This is a genomic window from Lentzea sp. HUAS12, assembly GCF_024125735.1.
GTDB classification, from domain to species: Bacteria; Actinomycetota; Actinomycetes; order Mycobacteriales; family Pseudonocardiaceae; genus Lentzea; species Lentzea albida.
This window is the reverse complement of record NZ_CP099738.1, coordinates 6,887,581-6,905,083: the sequence shown is the minus strand read 5'-3', so window position 1 is coordinate 6,905,083 and position 17,503 is coordinate 6,887,581. Positions and strand designations below refer to the sequence as shown.

Here is a 17,503-nt window from a genome sequence, read left to right as displayed (position 1 = left end):
AGGGAACAGGTAATGGACTACACGACGCTCGCGTTGGACCCCGGCTTCGGCTCGGCCATCGGCCGGGGCATCGGCGCGATCGCGCTGTACGCCGTCGTCGGTCTGGTCCTCATGGTGTTCGGCTTCTACGCGATCGACTGGACGACGCCGGGCAAGCTGTCGATCCTGGTCCGCAACGGTGCCCCGAACGCCGTGATCGTCACCGCCTCCGGCCTCGTCTCGATGGCGTTCATCGTCGTGGTGGCCATCCTCAGCGCCGTCGGCAAGCTCGACGAGGGCCTGCTCACGTCGCTGATCTACGGCATCGTCGGCATCATCGTGCAGGTCGCGGCCGTGCGCCTGCTGGAGTGGGTGACCAAGCTGGACATCGGCTCGATCATCGAGTCCGACCGCTTCGCGCCCGCCTCCGTGGTCGTCGCCGCCGCGCACGTCGCGCTCGGTCTCGTGGTGGCGTTCGCGATCTACTAGCCGGACGTGTCGGAGGGACCCGGTGCCGGTGCGGCGCCGGGTCCTTCCGCGTTGTGGCCGGTGACGGCGTCAGCGCACCCGGCGGTCCGGCGCCGGGTCGTGCCGCCTGGCCGTCTCCTGCGGCAGCCCGGACAGGGCGGCGAGCAGGCGCCCGAGGAAGCCCACGACCGCGTTCGGCTTCCGCGAGGCCTCCAGCCGGAACCTCTCGTGGTCGAAGCCGGGCGGGATCTTGTCGGTCATCGCGCACCTCCTGCGCTCACAACGCCACCCGCCCACGGCCCGTTGAACGGATATCCGGATGAAGTGCGGATACGGCGGCGACTACCCTTTCCAGGGTGATTGACCTCAAGGTGTTGCGCGAGAACCCGGAGATCGTGCGCGCGTCGCAGCGTGCCCGTGGCGAGGACGAGGCCGTCGTCGACAGCCTGCTGTCCGCGGACGAGCGCCGGCGTTCCGCCATCTCCCGCGCGGACACCCTGCGCGCCGAGCAGAAGGTGCTCGGCAAGGAGGTCGGCAGGGCGAAGGGCGACGAGCGCGCCGCACTGCTGGTCAAGGCGAAGGACCTGGCCGCCGAGGTCAAGGCCGCCGAGGCCGAGCAGAACGCCACCGCCGCCGAGGTCGACGAGCTCCTCGCGAAGATCCCGAACCTGGTGCACCCGGACGCGCCGGTCGGCGGCGAGGACGACTTCCGCGTCATCAAGACGGTCGGCACGCCGCGCGAGTTCGACTTCGAGCCGCAGGACCACCTCGACCTGGGCACCAAGCTCGGCGCGATCGACATGGAGCGCGGCGCCAAGGTCAGCGGCAGCCGGTTCTACTTCCTCAAGGGCGTCGGCGCCCAGCTGGAGCTCGCCCTGCTCAACATGGCGGCGGCGCAGGCCACGGCCAACGGGTTCGAGCTCATGATCACGCCCACCCTGGTGCGGCCGGAGATCATGGCGGGCACCGGGTTCCTGGGCGCGCACTCGAGCGAGATCTACCACCTGCCCGCCGACGACCTGTACCTCGTCGGCACGTCGGAGGTGCCGCTCGCGGGCTACCACGCCGACGAGATCCTCGACGGCGAGCGCCGGTACGCGGGCTGGTCGTCGTGCTACCGCCGCGAGGCAGGGTCGTACGGCAAGGACACCCGCGGCATCATCCGCGTGCACCAGTTCAACAAGGTCGAGATGTTCTCCTACGTCAAGCCCGAGGACGCCGAGGCGGAGCACGCCCGGCTGCTCGGCTGGGAGGAGGAGATGCTCGCCAAGATCGAGGTGCCCTACCGCGTCATCGACACGGCGACGGGCGACCTCGGCACGTCGGCGCACCGCAAGTTCGACTGCGAGGCGTGGGTGCCGACGCAGCAGAAGTACCGCGAGCTGACCTCGACGTCGAACTGCACCACGTTCCAGGCGCGCCGCCTCAACGTCCGCTACCGCGACGAGAACGGCAAGTCGCAGATCGCGGCCACGCTGAACGGCACGCTGGCCACCACCCGCTGGATCGTGGCGATCCTCGAGAACCACCAGCAGGCGGACGGGTCCGTCGTCGTGCCCGAGGCGCTGCGGCCGTTCATGGGCGGTCTGGAAGTCCTCAGGTAAAGGTTTCCCGAAACCTGTATTTCGGGTGGCCTGACGGCGTCTTCCTTGCAGAGCCACATGGGGGTGTGGTGTGCACGAGCAGGGGGAGTCGTCATGTCTTTCGAAGCAGCGGTCGGTGAAGCCGACATCACGCCGGTCCACCCGCCCTACCCGAGTCTGTGGATGGGCGGGTACGGCTGGAGTCCGCGCGGCAACCACGGGGCGATCGCCCGCCGGTTGCGCGCGCAGTGCCTGGTGCTCTGGGACGGCGATGTGCCGAAGGTCCTGGTGCGCGCGGACCTCATCAGCATCCCTAGGGACGTCAACCAGGCGATCCGGGGCGCGCTCGTCGACGAGGGCCTGGTCGCCGACGAGGACCTGATGCTGCTGGCGAGCCACACGCACTCGGGCGCGCTGTACGGCGACACCCGGCCGAACCCGAACGTGATGATGGGCCTCACCCAGGCTGACGTCGACGCGGTCAACGGCACGGCGAACCTGATCACCGACGCGCTGGTGCAGCTCGTCCGCGACACGCTCGAACTCGAGCGGACCCCGGTCGTGCTGGGTTACGCCGAGGGCGAGGCCAAGATCGGCCACAACCGGGTCGCGGACGACTTCGCCGTGCTCGACACCGTGCCGGTGCTGCGCCTCGACACGACCGGCGGCGACCTGTTCGCCGTGGTCTTCGGCGCCGCCTGCCACCCGGTCTCGCGCGGCAACGACGACGTCTTCGACGGCGAGTTCCCGGCCGTCGCGTCCGAGCTGGTCGAGAACGCGCTGGGCGTGCCCGCGCTGTTCGTCCAGGGCGCGTGCGGCGACCAGGAGGCGAACGACCCGCACAGCCCGGCCACCACCGTGCAGCTGGGCACGGTCCTCGGCCAGGCGGTCGTCGACCTGCTCGGCGACGACGTGTTCGACGACGTCACCGGCCCGGTCGCGACGGCGATGACCGAGGTCGCCCTGCCGTTCCACAACGACACCGACGACCCGGCCGTGCTGGCCGCGGTCCGGGCGAAGTACGAGCTCCGCCGCGAGGTGCTGGGCCCGGCCGACCCGAACTGGCGGCACGCGGGCCTGATGCTGGAGCAGATCGACGCGGGGGAGCTCCCCACGTCGATGCCGATGCCGATCCAGTGCTGGCGGTTCGGCGGCCTCAGCGTCCTCGCCCTGGCGCACGAGCCGCTGTCGAGCTACGACGTCAGGCTCCGCGCGGCGTTCCCCGGCACCCTCTGGGTCATGGGATACGCCAACGAGTGCGAGGGCTACGTCGCGGACAACGAGACGCTGCGCTCCGGCGGCGACCTGCACTCCGGGTACGAGGCGGGGTGGAACGAGGGCGACCCGACCATCGCGGGCGAGGGCAGCTATTGCATCTCCTACGCGTGGCCGGGCCCGCTGAAGTTCTCCGACACGGTCACGCCCGCCGCCGGGACCACCGAACGGATCGTGATGGACGCGAGCCTGGGCCTGCTGTCCTCGTAGCCGGTCCGGCCCCGTTCTGCCCGTCAAGTAGAGTGGCCCACCGGCCCCGTCGGGTGGAAGTGCCCTGGTGACGTGGGTTACACCAACTCACGGGCAGGACGGGGACCAGTGGCGAACCGCATTCACGAGACCGCGATCATCGGCAAGGACGTCGAGATCGGCGACGACAACGTGATCGGCCCGTACACGGTCATCGCCGGACCGACCCGGATCGGCGACGGCAACTTCATCGGCCCGCACGTCAGCATCGGCGGACCCGCCGAGTTCCTGAGCGCGCCGCACCTGGCCGGCTGGGACGGCGAGAACGACGGCCCCGGCGTGGTGATCGGCGACCGCAACCGCATCCGCGAGTTCGTCACGATCAACCAGGGCGCCAAGGACGCGACCCGGCTCGGCAACGACAACTACGTGATGGGCCGCGCCCACATCGCGCACGACTGCGTCGTCGACAACAGCGTCGTGATCACGAGCGCCGTGCAGATCGCCGGCCACTGCCACGTGTGGAGCGGCTCCAACATCGGCCTGGGCACCGTCGTGCACCAGGGCACGCAGATCGGCCCCGGCGCGATGATCGGCCTCGGCTCGGCCATCCGCAAGGAGGTCGGTGCGTTCACCATCACGCTGGGCAACCCGGCCCGCACCACCGGCGTCAACGTCATCGGCCTGTCCCGTCGCGGCTGCGACGAGGCCGCGATCGCCGCTCTCACCGGTTTCCTCACCGGCAAGGAGGCGGAGGTTCCCGCCGGCCTGCCGGAGGAGCTCGCCGCGCTGCTCAAGGCGTGGACCGAGCGTTCGAACGAGCACTGAGCCCCAGACCTCGAAGAGAGAACGAGAAAAACGATGGCCCTCAACGACCGTCTTCGTGGTGTCTTCGTGGACGCCCTCCAGCTCGACGACTCCGTGGACGTCGAGAACCTGAAGTACCGCGACATCGACGAGTGGGACTCGGTCGGCCACATGGCGCTCGTCGCCGCCATCGAGGACGAGTTCGACGTCCAGTTCGAGACCGAGCAGGTCATCGACATGAGCAGCTTCAAGGTCGCCGTCGACATGCTGAAGGGCTTCGGCGCGGGTGAGTGATTTCACCGGCAAGGTAGCGGTCGTCACCGGCGGCACGCGCGGCATCGGCTTCGCCACCGCCGGGCTGCTGGCGGAGGCGGGCGCGACGGTGGTCATCACCGGCCGCGACCGCGAGACCGCCGAGAAGCGCGCCGCCGAGCTGGGCGAACGCGTCCACGGCGTGGCGCTCGACGTCGCCGACTCCGCTGCCGTGAAGGACGTCTTCAAGGCCGTCGCGAAGGAGCACGGGCGCATCGACGTGCTCGTGGCCAGCGCCGGTCTGCTCGAGGGCGGCCTCATCGGCATGCTCACCGACGACCACGTGTCGAAGACGCTGACCACGAACGTCGCCGGCGCCATCGGCTCCGTGCAGGCGGCTGCGCGCGCCATGATGCGCAAGCGCACCGGCTCGATCGTGCTGATCGGGTCGATCGTCGGCGAGCGCGGCAACGCGGGCCAGATGGTCTACGCGGCGTCCAAGGCGGCGGTGGTCGCGGCCGCGAAGTCCGCGGCGAAGGAGCTCGGCAGGCACGGGATCAGGGTCAACGCGGTCGCGCCCGGCGTGATCGCGACCGACCTGATCTCGGAGCAGTCCGACGAGGTGCTGGAGCGGATCAAGGGCGACACCGCCCTCGGCCGGCTCGGCACCGCCGAAGAGGTGGCCAAGGTGATCCGGTTCCTGGTCAGTGACGACGCGTCGTTCGTCACCGGTCAGGTGCTGGGCATCGACGGAGGTTTGGTGCTGTGACGCTGCTGCACGCTCAGGCCCGCCTGCGTGACGCCGCGACCGGTGAGCTGCTCGGCGGTGCCGAGCTCGCCGGTCGCGTGTCCGAGGCGGCGAAGGAACTCGTCGATCTGCCGTCCGGGGTGCTGTTCCTCCGGGTCGGCCTGGACCTGACGAGCGTGCTGCGGTACCTGGGTGCGTTCGAGGCGGGCCGCGCCGTCGCGCTGCTCGACCCGGCGCAGGACCGCGAGGTGCTGGACGGGCTCGTGTCCCGGTTCCGCCCCGCGGCCGTGCTGGGCATCGACGACGAACCCGCGCGGGGCTACACGCAGGACTGGGTGCGCGAGGACGCGGACGGCGTCGCGCCGCACCCCGACCTGGCCGTGATGCTCCCGACCAGCGGGTCCACCGGCAACCCGAAGTTCGTGCGGCTGTCCCGCTCGGCGGTCCTCGCGAACGCCGACGCGATCGCCGAGGTGCTCGGCATCGACGAGAACGAGGTCGCGCCGACCAGCCTGCCGCTGCACTACAGCTACGGCATGTCCGTGCTGAACAGCCACCTGCGCAAGGGCGCGACGGTGCTGCTGGAGGGCTCCGGCGTGGTGGCGCGGCCGTTCTGGGACGCGGTCACGCAGTACGGCGTCACGTCGCTGGCCGGCGTGCCGTACCACTACGAGATGCTGCGCCGGCTGCGGTTCGACCCGGCCAAGTACCCGACGCTGCGCACCCTGACGCAGGCGGGCGGCAAGCTCCGCACGGACCTCGTCAGCGAGTTCAACGACAAGATGCGCGCCGTCGGCGGGCAGATGTTCGTCATGTACGGCCAGACCGAGGCCGCGCCCCGGATGGCCACCGTTCCCGCCGACCGGCTCGCCGAGAAGATCGGCTCCGCCGGTCCCGCGCTGCCCGGTGGCGCGTTCGCGATCCGCGACGAGGACGGGAACGAAATCACCGAGCCCGGTGTTGCCGGTGAGGTGGTGTACCGCGGTCCCAACGTGATGATGGGCTACGCCGAGTCCGAAGCCGAGCTCGCTCTCGGCGACGAGACCGGCGGTGTGCTCGTCACGGGTGACCTGGGATATCTCGACTCCGACGGGTTCCTCTACATCACCGGCCGGCTCAAGCGGATCGGCAAGGTGTTCGGCAACCGGGTCAACCTGGACGACCTGGAGCAGATCGTGAAGGGCTTCGGCGCGGCCGCCGCCGTGCCCGCGGGCGACAAGGTCGTCGTCTTCCTCGACAGGGCCGAGAAGGACACCTGCAAGCAGGCCGCGAAGTTGTTGTCCGAGACGCTGCACCTGCACGTCACGGGCTTCGACGTGCGCCCGGCGGAGGGTTTCCCGCAGCTGCCCAGCGGCAAGATCGACTACCGGTCCTTGGAGGCACAGGTATGAGCGTCTTCGGGCGCAGTCAGGCCGAGCGCGAGACCGCGCTGCTGGCGGAGCTGACCGAGCTGACCGAGCACCACCGCGCGCACTCCGAGCAGTACGACCGCATTCTGTCGTCGCTCGGGATCAAGTCGGGCGAGAAGTTCGGGTCGCTGAACGACCTGCCGTGGCTGCCGGTGCGCATGTTCAAGACGCACGAGCTGAAGTCCATTCCGGACTCCGAGGTCTTCAAGGTGCTGACCTCGTCCGGCACGACCGGCGGTGGCGCCTCGCGGATCTACCTCGACAAGGAAGCCGCCGGGGTGCAGACCAAGCAGCTCGGCGCGACGCTGCAGGAAGTGCTGGGCGGCAAGCGACTGCCGATGCTCATGGTCGACACCATCAGCATCATCAAGAACCGCCGCTCGTTCTCCGCCCGCGGCGCCGGCGTGCTCGGCATGGCGACGTTCGGCCGCAGCCACGTCTACGCGCTGGACGAGAACGACCAGCCGGACGTCGAGGCAGTCAAGGAGTTCCTCGCCAAGCACGGCTCCGAGCCATTCCTGATCTTCGGCTTCACCTTCATGGTCTGGCAGTACCTCTACGAGGTCGCGCGCGAGCACAAGTTGGACCTGTCGAACGGCATCCTGATCCACTCCGGTGGCTGGAAGAAGCTCATCGACATCGCGGTCGACAACGCGGAGTTCCGCAAGCGCTTCGCCGAGGACACCGGTCTGACCCAGATCTACAACTACTACGGGATGATCGAGCAGATCGGCACGGTCTTCCTGGAGGGCCGCTCGGGCAACTCGTTGTACTGCCCGGACTTCGCGGACGTCATCATCCGCAACCCGGACACCTGGGAGGAGCAGCCCGTCGGCGAGCCCGGTGTCATCGAGGTCGTCTCGACGCTGCCGCGCAGCTACCCGGGCCACGTGCTGCTGACCGAGGACCTCGGTGTGGTGCACGGGATCGACGACGGCGACTGGCCGGGCAAGCGGTTCTCCGTGCTCGGCAGGCTCCCGCGCGCCGAGGCCCGCGGCTGTTCGGACACCTTCTCTGGAGCTGTTGCCTCATGAAGCGCCGTTTCCCCGCAGGCCCCGACGTCTCCTCGGTCGACGAGCTCCTCGCGAGCATCTCCGGCGAGCCCACCGGCGGCCGGCTGAAGGTAGGCGACGAGCGGATCGTCGACTTCCTGGTGAAGTTCGCGCGCAAGCTGCTGGCCCCGCAGATGGCCCGCCGCTACCCGGAACTGGCCTCGCTGGGCTTCTTCCTGCGCCGCGGTGAGATCAACAAGGTGCTGAAGCAGCTGGAGACGCCCGCCGGTGTCCTGCGCTTCGGCCGCGGTCTGGTCTTCCACATCCCGCCCGCCAACGTCGACACGATCTTCGTGTACTCGTGGGCGCTGTCCGCGTTGGCCGGCAACAGCAACGTCGTGCGCATCTCGCCGCGGTCCGCCGGTGCCGCCGAGGCCGTCGTCGAGGCGTTGAACGACGCCCTGAAGGACGCGCACCCGGCTGTCGCGGAGACCCAGGTCATGGTCACCTACGACCGCGACGACAAGGTGACGGCCGCGCTGTCCGCCGCGTGCGACCTGCGCGTCATCTGGGGCGGCGACCGCGCCGTCAACGAGGTGCGCAAGCTGCCGCTGGCGCCGCACTCGCGCGACGTCACGTTCCCCGACCGCGCCTCGTTCGCGCTGATCTCCGTCGACGGCTGGACCAAGGCGACGCCGGAGCAGAAGCGGGAGGTCGCCGTCGGGTTCTACAACGACTCGTACTGGTTCGACCAGGCCGCCTGCTCCTCGCCGCGCGCGCTGTTCTGGGTCGGTGACGAGGTGGCGGGCCAGCAGGCGCGCACCGAGTTCCGCGCCGAGCTGAGCGCCGTCCTCGCCGCCAAGCACCACGTCGTCGAGCCGGCGATGGCCGTGCAGAAGCGCGTCTCCGCCTACGGTGTCGCCGCGGACGGTCACGCCAAGTCCATCTCGTTCGACGGCAACGCCGTGGCGACGCTGGAGCTGACCGAGGCCGCGGACGTGCCGCGCGAGTGGCTGGGCGCGGGCACCTTCCCGTTCGCCACGCTGCCGAGCCTGTCCGCGCTGGTGCCCATGGTGCAGCGCAAGGACCAGACGCTGTCGGTGTTCGGCTTCTCCCAGGAGGAGCTGGAGGCGCTGGCGCACGAGCTGGCCGGGCGCGGCATCGACCGGATCGTGCCGTTCGGCAACGCGCTGACGTTCTCCGACCACTGGGACGGCTTCGACCTGCCCGCGGAGTTCACCCGCCTGGTGACCGTCCAGGCCTGACGGTCAGAGGAGCGCGGGGGTGCAGTCGGTCTCGACCGCGCCGAGCTTGATGCGGAAGACCTCGTCGGTGTCCCCGAAGAAGACGAACTCGGGGTTCCCGGCGAACGAGTAGGCGGCGTTGTCGGCCACCTCGGCCTTCCAGCCGTCGTCGTACTCGGTGGCGTCCGGGTAGGCGCTCCGCACGTCGGCGTAGGTCGATCCGACGCCGATCCCCCTGGAGGTCTTCGCCCCCGCGGGCAGGGTGATCCGGACGACGCCGTACCTCCTGGAGACGGCGACGGCGTCGTCGGCGACGCAGGTGCGGTCGCCGGCGCTCGCCCAGGTGAGGTCGGTCAGGCCGGCCGCCCGCGCCTCCTCCAGCGTCATGCCGAGCTTGAGCGCGCCGTAGCCGAGGCGGTTGCGGTCATCCGCCTTCGCGACGGCCCGCGGTGGGGTGGTCACCGTCGTGGTGCCGGGAGAAGTGGTGCCGCCCGGCGCCGGGACGTCCGGTGTGGACGTGCACGCCGCCAGGCCGAGGACGGCGGCGGTGATCAAGGCGAGCGAGCGGTTCACGTCTTTCCCCCCGACGACGTCCTACTCGGGTCACCGCGTCCGCCCCACCCCCAGCGGAGCGGACACGGGCGACCCGTCCCCTGGAACAGCACCCTGCCGGTGACGCCTGCAAACCGTCTGCAAGTTCGCTGGTGATCCGCGGCCCGGTCAGCTGCTGAGGTAGGACCAGGTCTTGCGGAACGCACCACCGGCGTCGTCCTGCCACGTGGTCATGACGGAGCCGTCGGTGAAGCGGGCGTAGGCGGCCTTGGTGCCGTTGGCCTGGCGGCCGATGACGGGGTCGGAGGCGAGGTTGCCGCCGATGTCGTCGACGCCCGCGAAGTTCTCACCGGCGGTGTACTGCCACGCGGTGACCATGTGGCCGTCGGCGCGGCGGACGAACACCTGCATGGCGTCACCGGAGAGCTGGACGGCGGGTGCGCCGAGGACCTGCCCGAGGTCGCCGCGGACCAGGGCGGAGTCGCTGAACGCGCTGCCGGGGCTCGTCTGCCACTTGTGCCACAGCTGACCGTCGGTGCCGCGGACGAAGACGACCTTGGCGCCGTTGGCCTTGGAGATCGCGACCGGGTCACCGGCGAACGCGCCGCCGAGGTCGGCGGTGGTGAACGCGCCGCCCGGTTCGGTCTGCCACGCGGTGATCAGGTGGTTGTCGGAGCGGACGGCGAAGACGGTGAACCTGCCCTCGGCGTCGACCTGGACGGACGGCTTGCCGATGATCGTGCCGAGGTCGTCGCGGACCAGGGCGGAACTGCTGAACGCGCTGCCGGGGCTCGTCTGCCACTTGTGCCACAGGCGGCCGTCGGTGCCGCGGAGGAAGACGACCTTCGCGCCGTCCGCCTTGGTGATCACGACCGGGTCGCCGGCGAAGTCGCCGCCGAGGTCGGCACCGCGGTCGACGGCGCCGTCCGGGCCGTCCTGCCACAGGTGGACCAGGTGGCCGTCGTCGCGGCGGGTGAAGACGTTCATCTGGCCGAGGCCGTCCACGTGGGCGGACGGCGTGCCGACGGCGTTGGTGGGGAGGGTGGTCCAGCCGCTCCAGCCGGAGCCCGCGCCCGACTGCCACGAGGTGACGAGCTTGCCGGTGTTGGTGTCACGGGCGAAGACCTGCATCGCTCCGTTGCCCTCCACGACCACGGCCGGAGCCTCGTTGCCCGCGACGGTGACGTCGTCGACGATGTTGTCGTAGCGGATCGGCGTGAACCGGGCGGCGAAGGCGGCCGACCAGACGGTGCGGTGCGCGTAGATCGGGTCGCCGCCGTGGTTGAGCACGATCGGCTGCGTCCGCGCCGCGTCCGCCCACCCCGCGAAGATCGCGACGTGCTCGTCGTACTTGTTCAGCGCGTCACCGGGCTTGAGTTCGGACCGCGGGATCACGTGCGAGACCTGGTCGAGGGTGTAGGTGGTGCGGGAGGAGTTCAGGCCCCACGCCATGGACGTCATGCCCGAGCAGTCCATCCGGTAGTCGCCGTACCGGTTGGTGTAGCAGCCGCCCTGGTTGTAGGTGACGCCCGCGTCGATCCACGACTGCGCTCTGGCGATCACCTCGCTGCGCGTCACCGACCTGTTCGCCGAGTACGTGCTGCACGACAGCAGGATCAGCGGGTCGCCGCTCTGCTCGGCCGCGGTGGCCGGCGCCTGTGCCCCCAGGATCGCCGCGAAGATCGCGGTGGTCGCCACCGCGGTGGTCCGGATGTCCATCTCGTTGCCCCCTCAGTCGGTCCGCCGGACTCCCCGTCCGGCACGACCAACGATGTGGGCCACAGCTGCAAGGCACCTGCAAACAGCCTGAAGACGGCGTTGCAGGTCACTTGCAGGTCCTGCAGGTCAGTCCCGCACCAGTCCGGCGACGTGCTTCGCGATCTCCAGCGCACCCGTGGCGGCGGGCGACGGCGCGTTCAGGACGTGGATCTGCCGCGGTGCGGACTCGATGAGGAAGTCGTCGACCAGCGAGCCGTCCGGCAACATCGCCTGCGCCCGCACGCCCGCCTCGGCGCGCACCAGGTCCGCCTCGCCGACGGCGGGCACGAGACGGGCGAGACTCGCCGCGAAACGCTTGCGGGACAACGACCTCAGCACCTCCTCGACACCGGTCCGCGCGAACCGGCGGGCCAGCTTCCAGGTGCCGGGGAACCGGGCGACGTCCACCAGGTCGGCGGGGGAGAGGTCACGCCACCGGTAGCCCTCGCGGCGCAGTGCCAGCACGGCGTTGGGGCCCGCGTGCACACTGCCGTCGATCATGCGGGTCAGGTGGACGCCGAGGAACGGCAGCGCGGGGTCGGGGACCGGGTAGATCAGGCCGCGCACCAGGTTCCTGCGGTCGGAGCGCAGTTCGTAGTACTCGCCGCGGAACGGCACGATCGTCGCGGCCGGTCGCAGCCCGGCCAGCCGGGCGACGCGATCGCTGTGCAGGCCGGCGCAGTTGATCAGCGCGTCACCGCGGACCACCCCCTGCGGCGTCGCGACCTCCACCTTCTCGCCGCGGGTGCGGATGGCGAGTGCGGGTGAGTGCAGGCGCAGGTCGTGGCCGTCGAGGTCGCGGACCAGCGCCGCGCAGACGGCGGGGAAGTCGACGATGCCGGTGCTCTCGACGCGCAGCGCGGCCACGCAGGAGACCTCGGGTTCGTACTCGCGTGCCTCCGCCGCGGTGATCAGCTTCGCCGGCACGCCGTTCGCCTCCGCGCGCGAGGCGAGAGCGTGCAGGCGGGGGACCTCCTCGGCGTCGGTGGCCACGACCAGCTTGCCGCAGATCTCGAACGGGACGCCGTTCTCCTCGGCGTACCTGGCCATCGACGCGTTGCCCGCGACCGACATGCGGGCTTTCAGCGATCCGGGCCGGTAGTACAGGCCGGCGTGCAGCACACCGCTGTTGTGGCCGGTCTGGTGCCTCGCCCAGCCGCCTTCCTTCTCGAGCACGGTGACCGCGTCGCCGCGCAGCGCGAGCTCCCGGGCGACCGAGAGCCCCACGATCCCGCCCCCGATGACGATCACCTGACGCACTCGGCACGCTCCTGTCTCTCCGGCGGTCGGCTGAGAATAACCAGGCCGGTGGTGCGGATCAGCGAAAACGACGATGCGCACGTGCCATCACATCGGCACGTGCGCATCGGGGTGCGGAACCAGCGGCGCGTCAGCGGCCGTGCGTCCTGCGGTGCAGCTTGCGGATCTTGAACAGGCCGATGCCCATCGAGTAGGCGTCGTGGAACACGCGGATCGTGCTGCCCGCGCCGGTGTGGATGCGGCGGAGCTTCACCGGCACCTCGACGGGGTGGTTGCCCTCGAGTTCGGCCAGGTAGACGAGCTCCGTCGTGAGCAGGAAGCCCGGCGCCGTGAGCTTGCCGACCACGCCGCGCGCCCACGTTCCGTCGAGCACGAACGTGCCCTGCGGGTCGCGGGTCTTCATGCCGAGGATCACCCAGCGCAGGACCAGGAAGCCGGTGCTCAGCACCGCGCGCAGCAGCGTGCGGTCCATGTCCGACTTCGGGTGGGCCTTGGACCCGATGATGACCTTGTGCTTGTTCAGCCCGATCTTCTGCGCCTCGTCGAGGTCGTCGAACCCGAACGGCAGGTCGTCCGCGCTCAGCACGACCGACGAGCCGCGCGAGGAGCCGATGCCCTTCTTCAGCGCGTGGCCGAGGCCCTTCTCCGAGTGCAGCACGCGCAGTTCGACGCCGTCGAACTGCCAGTCGCGCTCCAGCTTGTCGAGCAGCTCCGGCGAACCGTCGGTCGACCCGTTCTCCACCACGAGGATTTCGGAGTGGGTTCCCTGGAGCCGGTCACCCAGCTCCTTGAGCGTGGCCTCGATCGCGTCGGAGCTGTTGTACGCCGGGATGACGTAGCTGAGCGCGAGCTGATCGGTGGGCTCTGGTGTTCCCACAGTTTCTCCCTGGCAGACTGTGTCCGGGCGGTCTTACACGACCGTAACGGCGAGCAACTTTAACGTGACCCCGGAATGTCCATTGGCTCGGGCATGCCCGAAGTGGCGCCGCACCTGAAAGGATCTTGATTGTGACTCTCACGGAACCCAGAGCCGCCGACCGGTCAGGGGCGGCTGATCCGGGGGAAGGCGCGCAGGCGGGTTCGCGGAGTCGCTGGACGGGCATTTTCACGGTCGCGGGGATTGTCGCATTCGTCGCGGTCGTCGCCCAATTGCCGTTGATCCGCAATCGGATCTTCTACTACTGGGACGACTCGGCCGCGGCGTTCCTCCCGCACTGGTACCGCATCGGTGAGCTGCTGCGGCAGGGCGACTGGCCCACGCTGGTGCCCGAGAGCTGGATGGGCGGCAACTACGCCAGCGAGGCCATGCTCGGCCTGTGGAACCCGGTGTCGCTGGGCAACTACGTGGTCGTCTCGCTGCTGCCGGACGTCGCCGTCGCCGCCACGTTCGTCAAGACCGAGTTCCTCGTGCTGCTCGCCGTCGGCGTGTACCTGCTGGCCAGGGAGTACGGCGCCGCGCGCGGTGCCGCCGCCGTCGTGGCGACCGCCCTGCCGTTCTCCGGCTACACGCTCTTCTTCGACGCCTCCGCGTGGGTCGCCGGCCTGATGGCGTTCGCCTGGCTGCCGTGGGTCTGGTGGGCCGCCCGCCGCTTCGCGACCGGGAAGTCGAACCCGATCTGGCTCCTCGTCTTCGGTTACCTGGCGATGACGGTCGGCAACCCCTACGGCGCGCTCGGTGTCGTCTTCATCCTGCTCGGCGTCGCGCTCGAGCTCGTGGTGCGCAGGAACTGGCGCAAGCTCGGCCACCTGGTCGTCGCCGGTGGCCTCGTCGGCGCCTCGTCGCTGGTCGTGTTCTTCCCGCTGCTCGGCAGCGCCGCCGTGACCTGGCGCACCGACAACTCGATCCGCAACGACGGCTTCCTGGTGCCGAACCTCGCCGACCTGCTCGGCATGAGCGCGCCCACGTTCCAGGCGCAGTTCAACACCTGGACCGGCAGCTGGATCAGCTTCCCGATCACGTACCTGGCGTGGTTCGTCGTGCCGCTGGTGCCGTGGCTCGCCTGGTCGGTGCTGCGCGACCGCTGGCGCGACTACCTCGGCCTCTACGTGTTCGCCGGCATCTACCTGCTGCTGCTCATCGGTCCGTCGAACCTGTGGCTGTTCCGCTGGCCCGCCCGTCTGCTCGAGTACTTCTACCTGCCGCTGTCGGTGGTCGTCGCGCTGCTGCTGACCAAGGGCTTCCAGACCTCGGCGTGGCGGGTCCGCGCCGTGCTGACCGGCGTCCTCGTCGGCCTCGGCTTCTACCTGTCCGTGGCGTCGACGCCGATGGCGTGGCGCTGGCACGGTCTCGCGACGGTGCTGGTGCTGGTGCTGCTGGGCGCGGTCCTGTACGCGGCCCGGTCCAAGCCGAAGCTGGTCGCGTTGGCGCTCGTCTTCGGCACTGCCGCCACGCTGGGGCTGCAGGTCGCGCACTACCGGGGCAACCTCAACGTCAACCCGTGGAACTTCCCGCACAACGTCGCGGAGATGAAGCAGAACTTCGACGAGCGCTACCAGGGCAACACCCTGCTGGTGGCGGACCTCGGCGTGCTCGAGAAGAACGCGGGCGGCGTCTCGCCCGAGACCTCGTGGCAGCACGCGCTGTTCGGCTCGCAGTGGGAGATCGCGGGCGTCGACGCGCTCAACTCCTACACCGGACTCGGGTACTCGGCGTTCTCCGAGACGTTCTGCATGAACTACTTCGGCGGCACCTGCCCCGCGGCCTACAACGCCCTGTGGAAGAACGCCGGGTCGTTCTCCACGCCGCTGGCCGACGCCGTCCGCCTGCAGACCGTCGTGGTCGCGAACGGGTACGTCAAGGAGAACGGGCCCGAGCGCATCCCGCCGGGGTGGTCGCTGCAGGAGCGCAACTCCGTGGTGACGGTGCTCAAGCGCGACGCGCCGCTGCCGTTCGAGGGCTCGCGGTTGTCGTACGCGTCGCCCGGCGTGCAGGTGTCCTCCGCCGCCTCCACCGGTTTCGAAGGGGAGCGGGTCACCTACCGCGGCTCGGGCAAGGTGCTCTTCGCCGCGCTCGCGTGGCCCGGGTGGACGGCCACTGTGGACGGCAAGGACGTGAAGGTGGAGCAGGGGCCCGCCGGGCTGATCCAGCTCGACCTGCCCGCCTCGTCCGGTGAGTCCACCGTGGAGCTCGCCTTCTCGCCGCCGGGGCTCGGCTTCGGGTGGAAGCTGCTCGTAGGCGCCCTCGTGCTCGGGCTGGCGCACGCCCTGTTCGTCGCCGTCACGTCGCGGCGGCGTTCGCGGACGTCCTCTCAGGACTGAACGTTCGGAGAACAGTGAGGGGCCGGTCGGACGACCGGCCCCTCACTGTTTCCCGGGTCAGCTGAGCAGGTAGGACCACGTGCGGTTGAACGGGGCGCCGGGGTTCGCCTGCCAGGTGGTCATGATCGAGCCGTCGGCGAACCGGGCGAAGACCGCCTTGGCGCCACCGGCCGTCATGCCGACGGACGGGTCGCTGGAGAGGGTGCCGCCGATGTCGTCGAAGCCCTGGTAGACGCCGCCGCTGGTGCTGCTCTGCCAGGCGGTCGCGAGGTGCCCGTCGGTGCGGCGGGCGAAGACCTGGACGAGGCCGTCGGGGTTGATCACGGCCGCGGGCGCGCCGGTGACCTGGCCGAAGCCGGTGTTGACGAGGGCGGAGGCGGGGAAGGTGCCGCCCTTCTCGTTCTGCCACTTCACCCAGAGCCTGCCGTCGGTGCCGCGGACGAAGACGACGAACTCGCCGTCCGCGGTGCGGACCGCGGCCGGGTCGCCCGCGAAGTCACCACCGAGGTCCCACTGCACCCACGCGTCGGTCTTGCTGGGCTGGGCGGCCATGACCAGGTGGCCGTCCGCGCGGACGGTGAACGCGGTGAGCAGGTTGTTCTCGTCGACGAGGACGGACGGCTTGCCGGTGACGACGCCCAGGTCGGGGTGCACGAGCGCGGACGGCTGGAACTCGCCGTCCGGGGTGTTCTGCCACTTGTGCCAGAGCCTGCCGTCCGTGCCGCGGAGGAACACGACCTTGTTGCCGTTGGGCTGCTTGACCGCGACCGGGTCCCCGGCGAACTCGCCGCCGAGGTCCCACCACGTCTTGATCTCGCCGTCGGGGCCGTCCTGCGCCATCTGGACGAGATGCCCGTCCTCGCGGCGGGAGAACGTGATCATCTGCTCCCGGTGGTCGAGCAACGCCGAGGGCGTGCCGGACATCGGGACGTTCATCGGGGTGTGCCAGCCCGCCCAGTTCTGACCGGGGCCGGTCTGCCAGTTCGTGGCGAGCAGGCCGCTGTTGCGGTCGCGGTTGAAGACCTGCATCGCACCGCTGGGTTCGACCACCACCGAGGCGGCCTCGTTCGTGCGCACCACCGCCTCCGCGATGATCGCGGCGTCGTTCGCCTGCACCTCGTAGCGGTCGGGGAACGCGGAGCGCTGCACCGCCTGCGCCACGTCGCCGACCGGCCTGGTCTGCCAGCCGGCCACGTTCGTGACCATGTAGTCGAGGAACTTGTTGGTCGCGTAGACCGGGTCGAGGCACTGCTCCCTGGTGCCCCAGCCCATGCTGGGACGCTGCTGGCACAGGCCGACCGAGTCCCGGTCGCCACCGTCGAGGTTGGCGTTGGAGGTCTCGACGATCGTGGTGGCCAGCGCGATCGTGGCGGCGCGCAGGGGGAGGCCCCGGTTCATGGTCGTCTGGACGACGACTCGGGCGCACGAGGTGTTGTACGCCGTCATGTGGCCGCGCATCTTCGCGGTCAGCAGGCCGTTGAGCGCGGCGGCCTGTGCGGCGTCCTCGGCCGTCGGGCCGCCCGCGACGCAGGGCAACGCCGGGAACTCGGCCATCACCTGCGCCGGTGACAGGTCGCTCGGCGCGCCGGCCGCCGTCCCCGTGCTGACCAGCAGCGCCGCCAGTGCCGCTGTGACGTGTGCGGCGATTCTCTTGCCCATCGTCCTGTCCCCCAGGATTTCGTTGTCGGAAGAAGCGATGACGCGAAGACTCGTGCCTGCGCCTCCAGAA

16 protein-coding genes are annotated in these 17,503 nt (G+C 70.1%); 10 read left to right on the top strand and 6 right to left on the bottom strand.

Translation table 11 applies throughout. The features are described 5' to 3' along the window. Positions 1-12 precede the first annotated feature (12 nt). Positions 13-468, top strand: a complete 456-nt coding sequence (locus tag ND450_RS31815; RefSeq protein WP_089907738.1) for a DUF350 domain-containing protein — start codon at positions 13-15, stop codon at positions 466-468. A gap of 69 nt (positions 469-537) precedes the next feature. Here the strand turns inward: ND450_RS31815 and ND450_RS31810 are convergent, their stop codons facing one another. After that, a complete protein-coding gene (locus ND450_RS31810) occupies positions 538-708 on the bottom strand; it encodes a hypothetical protein (RefSeq protein WP_253322089.1) in 171 nt (56 codons plus the stop codon). A gap of 95 nt (positions 709-803) precedes the next feature. Here ND450_RS31810 and serS point away from each other — a divergent pair, with 95 nt between their 5' ends. The 8 genes from serS (at position 804) to ND450_RS31770 (ending at position 8,967) form a co-directional block, all read left to right on the top strand. Next, complete coding sequence (serS, locus tag ND450_RS31805) at positions 804-2,051, top strand: serine--tRNA ligase (RefSeq protein WP_253322088.1); 1,248 nt, start codon at positions 804-806, stop codon at positions 2,049-2,051. Positions 2,052-2,144: 93 nt separating this feature from the next. Next, complete coding sequence (locus ND450_RS31800; RefSeq protein WP_253322087.1) at positions 2,145-3,515, top strand: hypothetical protein; 1,371 nt, start codon at positions 2,145-2,147, stop codon at positions 3,513-3,515. A 108-nt stretch (positions 3,516-3,623) separates the two neighbouring features. Then, positions 3,624-4,322: a UDP-N-acetylglucosamine acyltransferase gene (locus ND450_RS31795; protein WP_089907746.1), complete on the top strand. Its 699-nt coding sequence runs from the start codon at positions 3,624-3,626 to the stop codon at positions 4,320-4,322. A 33-nt stretch (positions 4,323-4,355) separates the two neighbouring features. Further along, positions 4,356-4,595 (top strand): acyl carrier protein, encoded by a 240-nt coding sequence (locus ND450_RS31790; protein ID WP_089907749.1) that lies wholly within the window; start codon positions 4,356-4,358, stop codon positions 4,593-4,595. Further along, the gene (locus tag ND450_RS31785) at positions 4,588-5,322 is read left to right on the top strand and encodes an SDR family NAD(P)-dependent oxidoreductase (protein WP_253322086.1); all 735 of its coding nucleotides are present in this window, start codon (positions 4,588-4,590) and stop codon (positions 5,320-5,322) included. Before ND450_RS31790 ends, ND450_RS31785 begins: the two co-directional genes overlap by 8 nt. Then, entirely contained in the window at positions 5,319-6,692 is a 1,374-nt protein-coding gene (locus ND450_RS31780; protein ID WP_253322085.1) for an AMP-binding protein, read from the top strand. Before ND450_RS31785 ends, ND450_RS31780 begins: the two co-directional genes overlap by 4 nt. Continuing rightward, a complete protein-coding gene (locus tag ND450_RS31775; protein WP_253322084.1) occupies positions 6,689-7,744 on the top strand; it encodes an acyl-protein synthetase in 1,056 nt (351 codons plus the stop codon). Before ND450_RS31780 ends, ND450_RS31775 begins: the two co-directional genes overlap by 4 nt. After that, the gene (locus ND450_RS31770) at positions 7,741-8,967 is read left to right on the top strand and encodes an acyl-CoA reductase (protein ID WP_089907761.1); all 1,227 of its coding nucleotides are present in this window, start codon (positions 7,741-7,743) and stop codon (positions 8,965-8,967) included. Before ND450_RS31775 ends, ND450_RS31770 begins: the two co-directional genes overlap by 4 nt. Positions 8,968-8,970: 3 nt before the next feature. Here ND450_RS31770 and ND450_RS31765 read toward each other — a convergent pair whose 3' ends face one another. From ND450_RS31765 to ND450_RS31750, 4 genes are all read right to left on the bottom strand, one after another. Continuing rightward, on the bottom strand, positions 8,971-9,519 hold the full coding sequence (locus ND450_RS31765; protein ID WP_253322083.1) for a hypothetical protein: 549 nt from the start codon (positions 9,517-9,519) through the stop codon (positions 8,971-8,973). A gap of 147 nt (positions 9,520-9,666) precedes the next feature. Next, positions 9,667-11,217, bottom strand: coding sequence for a hypothetical protein (locus ND450_RS31760; protein WP_253322082.1), 1,551 nt, complete (start codon positions 11,215-11,217; stop codon positions 9,667-9,669). Between the two features lie 126 nt (positions 11,218-11,343). Continuing rightward, positions 11,344-12,516, bottom strand: coding sequence for an L-2-hydroxyglutarate oxidase (gene lhgO, locus ND450_RS31755; protein WP_253322081.1), 1,173 nt, complete (start codon positions 12,514-12,516; stop codon positions 11,344-11,346). 130 nt (positions 12,517-12,646) lie between these two features. Continuing rightward, positions 12,647-13,393: a glycosyltransferase gene (locus ND450_RS31750; protein WP_089907773.1), complete on the bottom strand. Its 747-nt coding sequence runs from the start codon at positions 13,391-13,393 to the stop codon at positions 12,647-12,649. 278 nt (positions 13,394-13,671) lie between these two features. Here ND450_RS31750 and ND450_RS31745 point away from each other — a divergent pair, with 278 nt between their 5' ends. Continuing rightward, positions 13,672-15,774 carry a YfhO family protein gene (locus ND450_RS31745; protein ID WP_253322080.1) on the top strand — a complete coding sequence of 701 codons (2,103 nt, stop codon included), beginning with the start codon at positions 13,672-13,674 and terminating at the stop codon, positions 15,772-15,774. Between the two features lie 57 nt (positions 15,775-15,831). On the opposite strand, the gene ND450_RS31740 is transcribed toward ND450_RS31745, so the two are convergent. Continuing rightward, positions 15,832-17,433 carry a hypothetical protein gene (locus ND450_RS31740; RefSeq protein WP_253322079.1) on the bottom strand — a complete coding sequence of 534 codons (1,602 nt, stop codon included), beginning with the start codon at positions 17,431-17,433 and terminating at the stop codon, positions 15,832-15,834. Between the last annotated feature and the right edge of the window lie 70 nt (positions 17,434-17,503).